Source organism: Pseudoalteromonas sp. CO342X (assembly GCF_004208915.1).
Lineage (GTDB): Bacteria > Pseudomonadota > Gammaproteobacteria > Enterobacterales > Alteromonadaceae > Pseudoalteromonas > Pseudoalteromonas maricaloris.
Genome location: NZ_SGPH01000014.1, coordinates 148,343 through 163,346, shown reverse-complemented (window position 1 = coordinate 163,346; position 15,004 = coordinate 148,343). Strand labels below are relative to the sequence as shown.

Annotated in this window: 12 protein-coding genes; 5 read left to right on the top strand and 7 right to left on the bottom strand. The window is 45.2% G+C overall.

Annotated features, from left to right (window positions below; translation table 11 throughout):
• Positions 1 to 49 precede the first annotated feature (49 nt).
• From plsX to yceD, 3 genes are read right to left on the bottom strand one after another with little or no spacing between them, the layout of a single operon-like run.
• Positions 50 to 1,096 carry a phosphate acyltransferase PlsX gene (gene plsX / locus EXT47_RS06785; protein WP_039497517.1) on the bottom strand — a complete coding sequence of 349 codons (1,047 nt, stop codon included), beginning with the start codon at positions 1,094 to 1,096 and terminating at the stop codon, positions 50 to 52.
• 11 nt (positions 1,097 to 1,107) lie between these two features.
• A complete protein-coding gene (gene rpmF / locus EXT47_RS06780) occupies positions 1,108 to 1,278 on the bottom strand; it encodes a 50S ribosomal protein L32 (RefSeq protein WP_010374010.1) in 171 nt (56 codons plus the stop codon).
• Positions 1,279 to 1,288: 10 nt separating this feature from the next.
• On the bottom strand, positions 1,289 to 1,813 hold the full coding sequence (gene yceD / locus EXT47_RS06775) for a 23S rRNA accumulation protein YceD (RefSeq protein ID WP_010374009.1): 525 nt from the start codon (positions 1,811 to 1,813) through the stop codon (positions 1,289 to 1,291).
• Positions 1,814 to 1,932: 119 nt separating this feature from the next.
• Here yceD and EXT47_RS06770 point away from each other — a divergent pair, with 119 nt between their 5' ends.
• Entirely contained in the window at positions 1,933 to 2,535 is a 603-nt protein-coding gene (locus tag EXT47_RS06770; protein WP_084204359.1) for a nucleoside triphosphate pyrophosphatase, read from the top strand.
• Here the strand turns inward: EXT47_RS06770 and EXT47_RS06765 are convergent.
• Positions 2,521 to 3,165, bottom strand: a complete 645-nt coding sequence (locus tag EXT47_RS06765) for an HAD family hydrolase (protein ID WP_039497514.1) — start codon at positions 3,163 to 3,165, stop codon at positions 2,521 to 2,523. The genes EXT47_RS06770 and EXT47_RS06765 overlap by 15 nt on opposite strands.
• Before the next feature lies 1 nt (position 3,166).
• Positions 3,167 to 4,117, bottom strand: coding sequence for a 23S rRNA pseudouridine(955/2504/2580) synthase RluC (gene rluC, locus EXT47_RS06760; protein ID WP_010374006.1), 951 nt, complete (start codon positions 4,115 to 4,117; stop codon positions 3,167 to 3,169).
• Between the two features lie 610 nt (positions 4,118 to 4,727).
• Between rluC and rne the strand changes: the two genes are divergently transcribed.
• Entirely contained in the window at positions 4,728 to 8,129 is a 3,402-nt protein-coding gene (gene rne / locus EXT47_RS06755) for a ribonuclease E (protein ID WP_039497511.1), read from the top strand.
• A 148-nt stretch (positions 8,130 to 8,277) separates the two neighbouring features.
• Entirely contained in the window at positions 8,278 to 9,936 is a 1,659-nt protein-coding gene (locus tag EXT47_RS06750; RefSeq protein WP_165383801.1) for a SulP family inorganic anion transporter, read from the top strand.
• Here EXT47_RS06750 and EXT47_RS06745 read toward each other — a convergent pair.
• Positions 9,923 to 10,798: a LysR substrate-binding domain-containing protein gene (locus tag EXT47_RS06745; protein ID WP_010374004.1), complete on the bottom strand. Its 876-nt coding sequence runs from the start codon at positions 10,796 to 10,798 to the stop codon at positions 9,923 to 9,925. The genes EXT47_RS06750 and EXT47_RS06745 overlap by 14 nt on opposite strands.
• Before the next feature lie 95 nt (positions 10,799 to 10,893).
• Between EXT47_RS06745 and EXT47_RS06740 the strand changes: the two genes are divergently transcribed.
• Both EXT47_RS06740 and fghA read left to right on the top strand, forming a co-directional pair.
• Positions 10,894 to 12,015, top strand: a complete 1,122-nt coding sequence (locus EXT47_RS06740) for an S-(hydroxymethyl)glutathione dehydrogenase/class III alcohol dehydrogenase (protein ID WP_039497506.1) — start codon at positions 10,894 to 10,896, stop codon at positions 12,013 to 12,015.
• Between the two features lie 56 nt (positions 12,016 to 12,071).
• The gene (gene fghA / locus EXT47_RS06735) at positions 12,072 to 12,914 is read left to right on the top strand and encodes an S-formylglutathione hydrolase (RefSeq protein ID WP_130126158.1); all 843 of its coding nucleotides are present in this window, start codon (positions 12,072 to 12,074) and stop codon (positions 12,912 to 12,914) included.
• A 98-nt stretch (positions 12,915 to 13,012) separates the two neighbouring features.
• On the opposite strand, the gene EXT47_RS06730 is transcribed toward fghA, so the two are convergent.
• Positions 13,013 to 14,911 carry a beta-ketoacyl synthase gene (locus EXT47_RS06730; RefSeq protein WP_130126157.1) on the bottom strand — a complete coding sequence of 633 codons (1,899 nt, stop codon included), beginning with the start codon at positions 14,909 to 14,911 and terminating at the stop codon, positions 13,013 to 13,015.
• Between the last annotated feature and the right edge of the window lie 93 nt (positions 14,912 to 15,004).

The window sequence follows — 15,004 nt, the reverse complement described above, 5'->3', positions numbered from 1 at the left end:
TGCTCTTATTTTCTCTGTTGTCGCCACGTCCTCATGTCACTTAGCAGTGTTAGGGATGCGGACCTGACGGTTGTTTTTCTGTGTCGACCTGAGCAAACACCGCTTGGATCTTTTCAGGGATCTTGCGTTGTACTTCTTGCGCAGCTTCTTCAATCGCGGCTAAAAATGCCTTCGTTGTGGCATTTCCGTGACTTTTCACAACAATACCGCGCAATCCTACCAGACTTGCGCCGTTATACTGGTCGGGGTTCACCCTTCTATACAATTTTTTTATAACGGGTCGAAGTAAAAAGGCCAACGCTTTATAAAAAAAGTGCTTTTTTAACGCTTTGCTAAACTTATGCATGATGAGTTTGGCAATCCCTTCACAGGTTTTCAAGGCGACGTTACCGACAAATCCCTCACACACAATTACATCGGCTTTGCCAGAGAACATATCGCTCCCCTCACAATAGCCTTGATAATTAATAACAGATGAGGATTTCATTAATTTTGCAGCTTGCTTGATACCATCATGGCCTTTGATTTCTTCAGAGCCAATGTTTAGCAAACACACTTTAGGTGAAGGAATATTTAATGCCTCTCCAGCCACGATTGAGCCCATAATACCAAACTGGTAGAGGGTTTCAGGGTCGCAATGTACATTCGCACCAAGATCAAGCAAATAAACGGGCTGCTTTTTCTCTGTTGGAACGGCTGAAATTAACGCGGGACGCTTGATGCCAGGCAACATTTTTAACACATAGTGGGCCATAAAAAAGAGCGCACCTGTATTTCCTGAACTAACACAAGCCTGCGCTTCGCCAGATTTCACTAAATCAAGCGCAATACGCATTGAAGACTGCTTTTTATTTCTAAGCGCTGAGGCTGGTTCACAACCGTTAGTGACGACTTCTTTACAGTGTTTAATTTTGAGTCTTGGATGATCCAGCATATTTGCTTTAGTCAAAGCACTTTCAATAACTTGCTGATTACCACAGAGGATTAAATTTAGATTTGGGTGCTTAAGCACAGCAGCGACAGCTGCGGGGATAGATGAACGGGGGCCGTAATCGCCCCCCATCATATCTAACGCAATGGTTAGATCGGTCAGCATAAAGTAATCTCTTACTTAGAAATTACTTTAACGCCTTTGTAGTAACCGTCAGCAGTCACGTGGTGACGACGATGAGTCTCGCCAGAAACCTGATCTACAGTTAGAGCTGGTCCACTGATCGCATCGTGTGAACGACGCATACCACGACGTGCGCGTGACTTCTTGCTTTTTTGTACCGCCATTAGCCTTCTCCTAAGAATCTTTCTTAAGTTGTTTCAAAATTTCAAATGGATTTGGTTTGCTATCTTCTGCTTCAATTTCACCAAAGCTCTTTGGCTTATCAGAATAAGAGCATAGTGCTTCATCATGCGTCGGGACTATCGGAATTGCGAGTAATAGCTCATCTTCGACGATCTGTCTTAGATTAACCTCACCCTCTTCATCCAGTTCCAACACATCATAACGCTCGGGAAGATCATCCGACTCTGCACCTAATCCGACTGGCGAATACGCAAAGTCTTGTTCCAAATCCAACCCTAATTCATCATTACAACGCTGACATACAACGGTTAGATGGGCTCGGACTTTGCCTTGCACAACAACCAAACCTTGTTCGTCGATGTTGAAATGAATGTCTACCGCTATTTCACTATTTTGATCACGCACAACTTGCTGCAAGCGAGAAAGTTCTTCAAGCATTACAACACCGTCATAAGATGCTCGACGTTGCGCTGCTCTGCATGGATCAATAGTGATGGGAATTTTCACCTTTTGCATAGGGGCTGCATCATATAGATAGTTACTGTGTTAGTCAAAGTAAAAATACACTTTCCCTTTGTTTTTCGCGTTATTGCGCATTATCCTGTTGGCAATGTTGTCACAAAGATAAAAATCTCATGAAAACGCCCCTTATTCTAGCCTCAAGTTCGCCATTTAGGCAGTCAATTTTGAAAAAATTAATGCTTCCTTTTGCATCTTTTTCACCGGATGTAGACGAGCAAGCACTCGAAGGTGAATCAGCACAGCAACTTGTTGCACGGTTGAGCGAATCAAAAGCCAAAGCAGCATTAGTAAAATATCAACAAGGTGTGGTGATTGGTTCAGACCAAGTTGCACTATTCAACGGTGAGATCCTAGGAAAGCCGCATAATAAAGCAAACGCGATTAAGCAACTAAGCCTATTTAGCAATAATCGCGTGACTTTTTTGACTGGTTTAACCGTTTTCGACATTGAAAGCGGCAAAACGGTCACTGAAGTGGTACCGTTTCACGTTTACTTTCGCCAACTTACCCAAGCCCAGATCAGTAACTATTGTGATGCAGAAACACCTTATAACTGTGCTGGAAGCTTTAAAAGCGAAGGATTAGGGATCTGTCTGTTTGATAAACTTGAAGGAGAAGACCCCAATACCCTGATTGGCCTTCCCCTTATTCAACTCACTAAAACACTGCTCGCGTTTGGTATTGATGTGCTCGCAGAGCAATCAGGCCAACAATAGGTTAGACAAGTCATGATAGTTATCGCAAATATGGGCAGCCGACGTTTGCGATAACTGCTCTCTTGTTGCAACACCCATAGTGACGCCGATCGCGTCAATGCCTGCATTTTTCGCTAAATTCATATCAATTATCGTATCGCCTATCATGACAGCCTCTGTAGCTTCCACATTTAGTTCAGCCAAAATCTGAAGCAACATATCGGGATGCGGTTTAGACTCCGCCTCACATGCTGTCCGTGTCGTAACGAAAATATCACCCAACCCACTTTCTGCCATCAGGCGGTCAAGTCCTATTCGGCTTTTTCCTGTTGCAACCGCAACTTTGATACCACTGCCATGTAATTGCTTTAAAAGCGTTTCAGCGCCTTCAAATAGAGGCGCTGGGGTTTTGTCTTGATGCTTATAGATATATTTATAAGCCGCAATTAAAGACGCTAATTTGTCTTCATGATTTGGAAAAAGTGTCAGTATCGCTTTATCGAGAGACAGGCCGATAATACTTTTCGCCGCTTCGTTACTGATGGGTGCAATCCCACAAGATTCAGCAGCCAAATGAATGGTATTTACGATTTTTGGCACAGAGTCCATGACGGTGCCATCCCAGTCGAAAATCACACACTTGTAGCGCATGTTACTTCCTCAATTTAACTAAGCATGCTTCCAAAGCCCCATCCAATGGTGCCTCTACATGGTGTGTCGTTTCTGTTTTTGGGTGCATAAATCTGAGTTCTTTGGCATGCAAAAACAGTCTATTTAATCCCACTTCACGCATTTTGGCATCAAACACCTGATCGCCATACTTATCATCACACGCAATCGGATGTCCTTTACATTGTGTATGCACTCGGATCTGGTGCGTTCTACCTGTTACGGGTGACGCCTGCACTAAAGTTGCGGACTCAAAACGCTCAACGACTCTAAAACGAGTATGAGAAGGCTTGCCTTGCTCATGATCCACTCGCACCACTCGCTCACCTGACTTTAAGGTATTTTTACGTAGCGGTTCGGTGACATTTTTATGTTTGGCATCCCATTGCCCTGAAACCAGCGCAAGGTAATTTTTCTCCATGGTCTTTTCTCTTAGCTGCTCATGAAGTCCTTTAAGCACAGCGCGGCGCTTTGAAATCAACAAACAACCCGATGTGTCGCGGTCCAAACGGTGAACCAACTCCAAGCTTTGCTCTTGTGGGCGTAATGCTCTTAATGCTTCAATTAAGCCATAGCTTAAGCCGCTGCCACCATGTACCGCCATACCGGCAGGCTTATTTATAACTATCAGATACTTATCTTCATAAAGAATGGCATCTTCTAAGTTTGCGACTTTATCTAGATTTTTAGGCACAAACTCTGTTTTCTCCGCAACACGCACAGGTGGGATACGGATTTCATCATTGATTTGTAGTTTATATACAGGCTTCACCCGCTTTTTGTTTACCCGCACTTCCCCTTTACGAAGAATTTTATATACGGCGCTTTTTGGCACCCCTTTCAAATGCGTAACTAAAAAGTTATCGATCCTTTGACCTTCTTGGTCTTCAGTCACGGTAACAAAGCTAACTTGTAATGCGGGTTTCTCTGACATTGCCTAATCACTGATTTGAGTAATAATTTAGTTGCTATCTCGACATTATTAGTGGGATAATCAGGCCGCAAATTTTTGCGAGGTGCTTTTTATCGCAAAAACAATGTCGTGATGCACATCTTGGATGGCAGATCATACAGATTAGAGCTAATATTTCCAAAGCTTTTATCATGCATCTAAGATAAACACGTGCGAACAGTCAGTGCGAAGCGCGTAATATTTCGTTTAATGACTGGACACGATGAACAAACCAAAAAGCAAGAAATTAAAATTTGTCTGATACGTTTACCACAGTTGCAGTAATACCCGTGCATAGCAGGCCGCAACTCGTGAATAATCACAAAGCAATCAAGTCAAAAGATGGTGATAGCCAAGCTTGGCAAACCAAGCTCAACTTACCCCGTGCATGACTACTTTGTGAAACGAATAAACGTGCAAAAAGCGAACGATGGATCAGTGATTTTACCCTGATTTAAAGCGGAAACTGTGAATATGTTCCCTTTCCCCCAGTCGTGAGACTGCATCATTTAATAGGAACATCCAAGGCGTAGCACGCTGTCGCTGGCAAGACGTATCAGGCGCTGTAAATAATTAAGTAGAGAATTACAATATGAAACGTATGCTGATCAATGCAACGCAGCAAGAAGAAATGCGCGTGGCACTGGTTGACGGCCAGCGTCTATACGATCTAGATATAGAAAGCCCTGGTCACGAACAGAAAAAAGCCAATATCTATAAGGGTAAAATTACCCGTATCGAACCATCCCTAGAAGCCGCATTTGTTGATTATGGCGCTGAGCGTCACGGATTCCTTCCTTTAAAAGAAATCGCTAAAACGTATTTCCCAGATGGCTATACATTCAATGGTCGCCCTAACATCAAAGACGTGATCAAAGAAGGTCAAGAAGTCATCGTTCAGGTTGATAAAGAAGAACGTGGTCAAAAAGGCGCGGCACTCACAACGTTTATCAGCGTCGCTGGTAGTTACTTGGTATTAATGCCAAATAACCCAAGAGCTGGCGGTATTTCACGTCGTATCGAAGGTGATGAGCGTATTGAGCTAAAAGAAGCATTGAGTCGCTTAAACGTACCTAAAGGTATGGGTCTTATCGTTCGCACCGCGGGCGTAGGTAAATCTTTCGAAGAACTAGAGTACGACCTTAAGGCGCTACTCGTTCATTGGGACGCAATCCAAAATGCGGCAAATAGCGGTAAAGCACCTTTCCTAATTCACCAAGAAAGTAACGTTATCTTCCGTGCAATTCGCGATTATTTACGTCGTGATATCGGTGAGATCCTAATTGATAAACCGCGTGTTTTTGAAGAAGCGAAGGCGCATATTGAGCGTTTCCGTCCAGATTTCATCAATCGTGTTAAGCTTTATCAAAACGATGTGCCGTTATTTACGCATTATCAAATTGAGAGTCAGATTGAGTCAGCTTTCCAGCGTGAAGTGCGTTTGCCTTCAGGTGGTTCTATCGTTATTGATCCAACAGAAGCACTCACTTCTATCGATATCAACTCGTCAAAAGCGACAAAAGGTGGCGATATCGAAGAGACGGCGCTGAACACTAACTTAGAAGCGGCTGACGAGATTGCACGCCAATTACGTTTACGTGACTTAGGTGGCCTAATCGTTATCGACTTTATCGATATGACTCCGCCTCGCCATCAACGTGAAGTAGAAAACCGCTTGAAAGAAGCCGTTCGTACCGACCGTGCTCGCGTGCAAATCGGTAAGATTTCTCGTTTCGGCTTATTAGAAATGTCGCGTCAACGTTTGCGCCCGTCTTTAGGTGAAGCGAGCCAACATACGTGTCCACGCTGTGACGGCCAAGGCACCATTCGCTCAAACGAATCCATTGCTTTGTCTATCTTGCGTCTAATCGAAGAAGAAGCGATCAAAGATAATACCGCTCAGGTCAACGCTCAAGTGCCTGTTGCTGTTGGTGCTTATCTATTAAATGAAAAGCGTCGTTCTGTGCAACGCATCGAAAAGCGCCACGAGTGCCACGTTGTTATCATTCCTAACCAACATCTAGAAACACCGCACTATGAAGTGGTTAGATTGCGTAAAGATGAAACAACAGAAGCTGCGAGCTATGAGCAAATCACCGCGCCTGAGCCTGAAGTTGTTGAAATTGCTCGAGCTCAAGCGATTGTGAAAGAGGAGCCTGTGTTAAAAGGTGTCGTTATGCCTGATGCACCAGCGCCTGCGCCAGCCCCTACTTCAACTCAAGCTGCAAAACCACAAACGCATAAGCCACAAGCAAAACCAACTCAAAGCGGCACTAGCTTGTTTGCGAAGATTGGTCAATGGTTCAAGAGCCTATTTGCTAGTGACAGCGATAACCAAGAAGAAAACAAATCTTCTGAAGAAAAATCATCACGCGATAACAACCGTGATAATCGCCGTCGCAATAATAACAATCGTCGTCGTAACAATAACCGCCGTCGTAACGATCAACAAAAAGAAACAACGGTTGAATCGAAAGACGAAAACAACGGTAACGAGCAACGTGGTGATAACCGCAAACGCCGTCGTCCAAATAACAGAAAACGCCAAGATCAGGACAAAGCAAACCGTCCAGCTAAGGAATCTGTAAACGATAACGTTGAAACGCTCGAGGCTAACGACGCGCCAGTTAAAGAAGCAACAGTAAAACCACGCAGACAAAGACGTAATCTTCGCAAGAAGGTACGTGTGGAAGAAACCAACGCACAGGATACTAACACCTCAGAGCAAGCTAGCACTGAAGAAGTGAAAGTAGAAGCAAAGCCGCTTGAACAACCAGCGAAAACGGCAGCTGAGCCTAAAGCTGAACAAAAGCCAAGGCAAAGAAAAGCGAAACCTGTCGCGGATAAGTCAGAACAAGAGTCTGCAACTAACGAACAAGTAGCAGCACCTTCTGAACAAGCTGACGTACACGCTCAAGCAAAGCAGCAAGAAACAGCTAGCACTGAGCGCCACGAACAAAACGATGTTACCGAGGTGGTATCTGCTGAACTTTCAGAATCGCAAACTGATGACGAAAATAAAGAAGGCCGCACTCGCTCTAGACGTTCTCCGCGTCATCTGAGAGCTGCAGGTCAACGTCGCCGTCGTCAGGATACGCCTGAAAAAGGTCAAGCTGCTGCATTTGTACCCGTAGCAGATCAAGCCGCTGCAGAATACGAAGCTGAGCTAAAAGCGAAATCTTCTTCTGACAGTGAAACTCAAGCGGAAGTGCAGCAAGAAGCAAGTACAGTTGAGACTCAATTGTCACCTGAAACGGTAGCTGAAGATAATGCACCAGCGGCAGAAGCGACAGTTTCTGAGACGCACACTGATGCAGACCAAGATGTTGAAGCTAAGCCAGCCGAAGCACCGGTTGACGAAAATGCAGCGCAAGAAATAGAGCCTGCAAACGAAGTTGAAGCAGCCACTGCTGAAGCACCAATGCAACAAGCTGCACAGCCCGAAACGTCTGTAAGCGCTGACGAAGTAGTCGCAGAAGAGCTTGAAGCTATGCCGCCAGAAGAAGCCAAAGTAGTTAAAGCTGAGCCAATCGCTGACACAGTAGAGGCTGAACAAGTTGAAACGGCAAAGGCTGAAGATGAAGCTGAAACTGCAGTTGTAGAAGAAACTCAGGCTTCAGACACTGAGGCAACACCAGAAGTTCAGGAGCCAGCAGTCGAGGCACCAGCAACAGAAGCGGTTGTGGAAACAACAGCAGCTGAAGCAGTTACTGAATCTTCAACTGAAGAGACACCAGCCGCTAACGCTATTGAAGCACCTACTCAGCAGGTAGTAAACGGCAATTCAGTACAAAGCCGTGTACGCTTCAACCAAACGGCTGCCGCGCCAATGACAAAAGCACAAAGCGTGATTGAGGATGTCGTGGTAGAAATACCATCTGCGATGCCACATGAACTACGTCAGGCTGTGGCAAATAGCGGCTTGGGTGTTGGCTCTAAGTCACCAACAGGCAGAGCAAGCGCCGACATGGCCTCTCCTGCTCAGGTTGACTAAGCAGTAATTGAAAAGCCAGTCTTTTTAGACTGGCTTTTTTGTGTCCGAATTTTACTGAGTAGACAAATGGTAATACCAGTCCTTCGTAGCACTCCGTGTTATTTATCAGTAGAATGCCGTCAATTCTTTGATCGTTAAAGTCAAAAGTATGATCACACTTAAGAGATTTAAAAACGCCTCTTTAAAAGGTGACCTATTCGGTGGTGTAACCACTGCAATTATTTCTTTACCACTCGCACTCGCTTTTGGTGTTGCCTCTGGTGCTGGCGCAGAAGCTGGGATGTGGGGCGCAATTTTGGTTGGCTTATTTGCCGCGCTTTTCGGTGGTTCAACCTCCCTCATTTCTGAACCAACCGGCCCAATGACTGTTATCATGACAGCAGTACTCACCGCCATGATGAGCAAGTACCCCGAAAATGGTCTTGCGATGGGCTTTACTGTTGTCATGATGGCAGGTGCTTTTCAGGTTTTACTCGGTACGCTCAAGTTAGGTAAATACGTTACCTTGATGCCTTACAGCGTCATCTCCGGATTTATGTCTGGTATTGGTGTTATCCTCATTATTTTGCAGCTTGCTCCTTTACTTGGACACCAAGCGCCTGCAGGTGGTGTTGTTGGCACTTTGTCTAACTTGCCCAGCCTGCTGATGGACTTACACTTTTCTGAGTTGTTCCTCGGGGTGATCACACTTGCAATCTTATTCAAAATGCCAAGTAAGTGGCGCCAGTACGTCCCCGCTCAACTGGTCGCACTCGTCGCCGTTACACTGCTTTCAATTATTATTTTTGATACCGATAGTATTCGCCGCATCGGAGAAATTCCAAGTGGCCTGCCAAGTATTGTGTTTCCTGTATTATCACCAGAGCTATTAGTTGAAATGCTTATCGACGCATTAGTACTGGGCACCTTGGGTTGTATAGATACATTGCTAACAGCAGTAATAGCCGACAGTTTAACGCGAACCGAGCATGATTCTGATAAGGAGCTCAGAGGCCAAGGTATTGCCAATATGATAGCTGGCCTTTTTGGTGCATTGCCAGGTGCTGGCGCAACGATGGGAACTGTGGTCAATATTCAAGTGGGCGCTCGCTCGCCAATCGCTGGGATATTCAGGGCACTAATTTTGATGGCCGTAGTCTTTATCGCGGGCAGCCTGACCGAGCCAATCCCAATGGCGGTGCTTGCTGGTATTGCAGTGTATGTTGGTTTTAATATCCTGGATTGGAGTTTTATCCAGCGTGCTCATAAGCTTAGTGTCAGTCAAATGGCGATTATGTATGGCGTAATGCTACTTACCGTTTTTGTTGACCTGATTGTTGCCGTGGGCCTTGGCGTATTTATCTCTAATGTGATGATCATAGAGAGATTAAGCCGAGTGCAAGCTAATCACGTTAAAGCAATTAGCGACAGTGATAGCGATGAAGATGTGCCACTGACGAAAAAAGAAAGCGAGCTGTTAGATAAAGCCAACGGTAAACTATTATTCTTTTATCTTTCCGGGCCCATGATTTTTAGCGTCTCAAAAGCAATCGCAAGACAACACCGCAAGATTAGTGAATACAAAGCCATGGTATTAGATTTAAGCGACGTAGCTATGATTGATGTCACCGTGGGCTTAGCCATTGAAAATGCGATTACAGATGCGCTTGATGCTGACTGTAGCGTGTTTATCTATTCACCGAATTTGGAGACCACCGATAAACTCAAGCGCTTAAACATTCATGACCGTCTAGGTGACCGTGCATTTTGTGATAGTCGCGAGATAGCGCTTAGTCAAGCCATTGATACTATGGCTAAAACTTATTAAAGTGCGCACTTAAGTGATCCAGTAACAATCGTAAACTGGTCGCGACAAATTGTCTGGGTGGATACAGCGCCCAGACGCCCTCTTCCTCAGGTCTAAAGTTGGTGAGTACCTCTGTTAACTCTCCACTCTCTAGCGCCTCTTGCACGTAATAATGCGGTAACTGTACCAAACCTAAGCCCTGCTTTGCTGCTTCCAAGAGCCCCCAACCACTGTTGCAACGAAGTGGCCCCGCCACTTTAATTTGTCGCGCTTTACCGTGCTCAACAAAGCGCCATTCGCTACTATTGCCAATTAAACATTTATGATTACTAAGCTCAGCGAGCGTATGCGGTTGGCCAAATTGATTTAAATAGATATTTGCACCACACACCATGGTTTTACGTGTGGTTAGCCGTTTGGCGCGCAGTGATGAATCCTGTAACTTACCGAGGCGAATTGCCAAGTCAAAGCCCTTATCGAGCAAGTCAACTTGGTTGTTCGTCAAATGCATTTCTACCTCAACTTTGGGATACAAACGCATAAAGTCAACCACGGCAGGCATGACATAAGATTCGCCGTACATTACCGGTGCGGTAAGCTTAAGTTTGCCTGTAGGCTGTCTATCACGTTGACGGATTGCAGCAGTGGCGTCATCTAATCCATGCTGTAAATGTTTTGCGTGAGATAAAAACACTTCACCTTCCTGAGTCAGCGCTAATTTTCTGGTAGTGCGCGTCAAAAGTTGGATGTTGAGCCGCTCCTCTAACATTTTCACTCGGCGACTAATTTGTGCAACCGAAGTATTTAACTGAGTTGCTGCCCCACTAAATGAGCCATTACTCGCGACCGCAACAAACTCATCAATGCCAATCCATCTATCCATTATTACATATACGTAAAAGTCTTTATGATTTTTATAGATTATCAAAAATCGTAATGTAGTTATACTGCTATCAACTTTTAAGAAAGGAACAAACCATGTCTGAATTTATTAAATCTAAAGCAGCAATCGCTTGGGGCCCAGGTCAACCGCTTAGTATTGAAGAAGTTGATGTTATGCCACCGAAAAAAGGCGAAGTCTTAGTTAAAATCACCGCAACGGGCGTATGTCATACCGATGCTTTCACTTTGTCTGGCGACGATCCTGAAGGCGTATTCCCAGCAATCTTAGGTCATGAAGGCGCAGGTATTGTTGAAGCGATTGGTGAAGGCGTTACCAGCGTTGCCGTTGGCGACCACGTGATCCCATTGTACACACCAGAATGTGGCGAATGTAAGTTTTGTAAGTCTGGTAAAACGAACCTTTGTCAGCAGATCCGTGAAACCCAAGGTAAAGGCTTGATGCCTGATGGCACAACCCGCTTTTATAAAGACGGCCAACCAATTTATCACTACATGGGCACGTCAACGTTCTCTGAGTACACTGTACTGCCAGAAATCTCTTTGGCTAAAGTAAACAAAGAAGCGCCTCTTGAGAAGATCTGTTTGCTTGGCTGTGGTGTCACCACGGGAATGGGCGCAGTAATGAACACCGCTAAAGTGCAAAAAGGCGATACCGTCGCCATTTTCGGCCTAGGTGGGATCGGCTTGTCCGCTATTATCGGTGCGGCAATGGCTGGCGCGAGTCGGATCATTGGTATCGACATCAATGAAGATAAGTTTGAGCTGGCGACAAAGCTTGGCGCAACCGATCTTATCAACCCGAAAAACTTCGATAAACCTATCCAAGAAGTGATCGTTGAAATGACCGATGGCGGCGTGGATTTCTCGTTCGAATGTATCGGTAACGTAGATGTCATGAGAAGTGCCCTTGAGTGCTGTCACAAAGGTTGGGGTGAGTCGGTGATCATCGGTGTTGCAGGCGCTGGACAAGAGATTTCAACACGCCCATTCCAATTGGTTACCGGTCGCGTATGGCGCGGCAGTGCTTTTGGTGGCGTAAAAGGTCGCTCAGAGCTTCCTGAGATTGTTGAACGCTATATGGCTGGTGAATTCAAGCTCAATGATTTTATCACTCATACCATGAAGCTCGAAGATATTAATGAAGCCTTTGATTTAATGCATGAAGGCAAGAGTATCCGCTCAGTGATCCATTACTAGTACCCGCTCAAGGACGCACAGGTTGCGTCCTATTTCGCTTAATTAAGGAGCACTTGATGGAACTGATTTCCAGCAACAAAGTATCCGGCGGTTGGCATAAGCGCTACACACATACCAGCCAGTCGACACAGTGTGAAATGACCTTCGCCATTTTTTTACCTGAAATTGTCAATGAGGGACAACAAGTCCCGGTTTTATATTGGCTCTCAGGGTTAACCTGCAGCGATGAAAACTTCATGCAAAAAGCAGGCGCGTTTAAAAAAGCCAACGAGCTTGGCATCGCGATTGTCGCACCAGATACAAGCCCGCGTGGAGAAGGCGTTGCAGATGATGAAAATGGCGCTTATGACTTTGGTCTAGGTGCGGGATTTTACGTCAATGCGACACAGGCGCCGTATAGTCAACATTATCAAATGTATGACTACGTGACAGAAGAGCTGCCTCAGTTAATCGAAACGCACTTCCCTGTTAGCCCACAAAAAGCCATTAGTGGTCACTCCATGGGTGGGCACGGTGCGTTAATTATTGGGCTTAGAAACCCTGATGCCTATACGAGTATCTCTGCGTTTAGCCCAATCGTTAACCCAAGTAACTGCCCCTGGGGTCAAAAAGCGCTAACAGGATATTTAGGTGACGACAAACAGCGTTGGCAACAATATGACGCGACCGAACTATTGTCGCACTATGTTAGCCCAACAAAACGTCCGATACTCATTGAGCAAGGTTCAAGTGACCAGTTTTTAGACGAGCAGCTAAAGCCTTGGGTATTCGAACAAGCTGCAGAAAAAGCAGGCTACCCTATCACGCTAAACATGCATGAAGGTTACGATCATAGCTATTTCTTTATCTCGAGTTTTATTGAACATCATCTTGAGTTTCATGCTAACTATATGAGGTGAGCCTGACTGCCGTTTGCGCATTTAAGCACTAAGCTAAAAATAAAAAAGGCGTACTCCCTGTACGCCTTGCTTGCTTAACATTATTTGGTATCAAATCATCAGATTAAATCGCCGTATGGATTCGTTGGACAAAGCTGTATGCTTTGCTCGAACCCTGGAATGGCTAACTCTTGCTGACTTAAATTCAATTCAGACTCATCAATCATGCCATTGCCAAAACGATAAATGAGCTCGTATTGGCCATAATCAGCCGCTTGCTGATATGCAATTTGTCTTTGTGTTGTAATGGCAAGTTGTTGCTCATAATTTGCAAACTCAGCTTGGCTATAACGCTTGCTTAGTAGCTGCTTCGTGAGCTTTGGAGAAAGTACCGTTGCCGTTGCATTGTTACCACCAAACCCTTTTGAATTTATAAACGCTATATCCATAGGGTCGCAATGATAGTGCTCGGTACGAATATCTAGATGCTCGGCGTGAACATCTTCAGCTACTGCATTAATCGTGGTGATCCCTGGCATAATATTGTATTCAAACACCCCCAGTGCCATTGCTAATTGATCGCCAGAAGCTGGCGCAATGGTGTGACCAACATACGCTTTTGGCGCCGCCACTTTCCAGCAATTAATCGCAAAAGTTTCTGCGATTTTGTGGTAGATAAGCGACTCAGTAACCCGGTTTTGTGGTGTGCTTGAGCCATGTGCCAAAATAAAGCTGCGTTTTACTAACGCCTCGGTGCCTGCGATTTGCTGAGCCAGCGCGACCGATTTTGCCATGGTAATATAGTTACCAGGTCCAGGTGCCGTAATCGACTTTTTCACGCCGTCTGCGTTGACATATACATCAGCCACAGAGCCCATGATCTGCGCGCCAAGCTCCAGTGCTAAGGCGTCATCCATCAAAATAGCCACTTGTGCCCCTTCACCAATTGTAAAGCCACAGTTTTCACCAAAAGGACGACTTGTTTTGCGATAATCTACACACTCAGTACCATCAAGTTTACGCAAACCTTCTTCATTTGCGAGTGCGCCCATATTACCGAAGCCTTCGATGATCTCTGGTGTAATAGCACACTCAACACTGGCTACAATCGCCACTCGAGTACGGCCAGCCTGAATATCATTCACCGCAGCGCGAAGGTTATATAGAAACGTTGCACAGGCACCTGATGTCGTAAACGTTGTGCCAACGCTGCCAGTAACATAAGCATTGATAAAGTCAGTGGACATGGTATTGAGTCCTAACGCCAACTGCTTAGTGCTTACTCGGTCGCCACGTAAACGACTACGTACTAATCCACCTAAGCCCTCATCATTCATTTGCCCCGCCACAGAGGCAGAGTAAGTGCCGATTTGGTCCGGTCGTACGCTGTTCATTATCTTATCCCACTCAAGACCCGTTGAGCGGATAGCGTCGGTTGCAGCAAAAATCGTCGCCTGAAGGCCGCGTGGTTGGTAACGGCTGTTATACATGAGCGACGGCTCAAAGCCCGTTGGTAATTGGCCTGCGGCTTTAATTGGATTGTCTCTATAGCTATCGTGCTTAACTTCAATCTGGTCCGCAATGGTTACCTCAACCGTTTTTGGATCAAGCTCAATCACTTGCCAAGCTGCAGGGACTGGCTCTGGTAAGTCACGCTTACGACAACTGAATACTATCTTGCTGTCATCATTTGCTTTCATTGTGAGCTTTTGCTGCCAAGGGGTCGCATCTACATCAAAATGGTTTTTTTCGATTTTACGGATCAACGTACCCGCTAAGATCTGCTCACCAAAACGCGACTCAATCTCCACCTCTGGAATGACTTGGTCGTTTTGGTCAATTAGCTGGCCATCTTCATAACGCACTAAGTTCATTAAACTCGCAAGGCCCAAATAGGTCTCTTGTCGGTCTTTAGCATTTAGCTTATCAAGTACAATACGTTTGTAGCCTTGATGGAAAGAGGTGCGCCCCGCGGCGTTAATACCCCCCATTCCTACAATAATTGGCAATGCTGTCATGTCGTTCCTACTTCTGAACTAAGATAATGACTTGATTTTAATTGCATTCGAATTTAAGTTTTTACAAAATACGCCACACATAAATCATTTTTC

What these genes read in the sequence shown, in the direction of transcription:
- yceD (WP_010374009.1), bottom strand. Translation starts at nt 1,813, where the DNA reads ATGCAAAAGGTGAAAATTCCCATCACTATTGATCCATGCAGAGCAGCG.
- rpmF (WP_010374010.1), bottom strand. Translation starts at nt 1,278, where the DNA reads ATGGCGGTACAAAAAAGCAAGAAGTCACGCGCACGTCGTGGTATGCGT.
- EXT47_RS06745 (WP_010374004.1), bottom strand. Translation starts at nt 10,798, where the DNA reads ATGGATAGATGGATTGGCATTGATGAGTTTGTTGCGGTCGCGAGTAAT.
- EXT47_RS06730 (WP_130126157.1), bottom strand. Translation starts at nt 14,911, where the DNA reads ATGACAGCATTGCCAATTATTGTAGGAATGGGGGGTATTAACGCCGCG.
- fghA (WP_130126158.1), top strand. Translation starts at nt 12,072, where the DNA reads ATGGAACTGATTTCCAGCAACAAAGTATCCGGCGGTTGGCATAAGCGC.
- plsX (WP_039497517.1), bottom strand. Translation starts at nt 1,096, where the DNA reads ATGCTGACCGATCTAACCATTGCGTTAGATATGATGGGGGGCGATTAC.
- rne (WP_039497511.1), top strand. Translation starts at nt 4,728, where the DNA reads ATGAAACGTATGCTGATCAATGCAACGCAGCAAGAAGAAATGCGCGTG.
- EXT47_RS06765 (WP_039497514.1), bottom strand. Translation starts at nt 3,165, where the DNA reads ATGCGCTACAAGTGTGTGATTTTCGACTGGGATGGCACCGTCATGGAC.
- rluC (WP_010374006.1), bottom strand. Translation starts at nt 4,117, where the DNA reads ATGTCAGAGAAACCCGCATTACAAGTTAGCTTTGTTACCGTGACTGAA.
- EXT47_RS06750 (WP_165383801.1), top strand. Translation starts at nt 8,278, where the DNA reads ATGATCACACTTAAGAGATTTAAAAACGCCTCTTTAAAAGGTGACCTA.
- EXT47_RS06740 (WP_039497506.1), top strand. Translation starts at nt 10,894, where the DNA reads ATGTCTGAATTTATTAAATCTAAAGCAGCAATCGCTTGGGGCCCAGGT.
- EXT47_RS06770 (WP_084204359.1), top strand. Translation starts at nt 1,933, where the DNA reads ATGAAAACGCCCCTTATTCTAGCCTCAAGTTCGCCATTTAGGCAGTCA.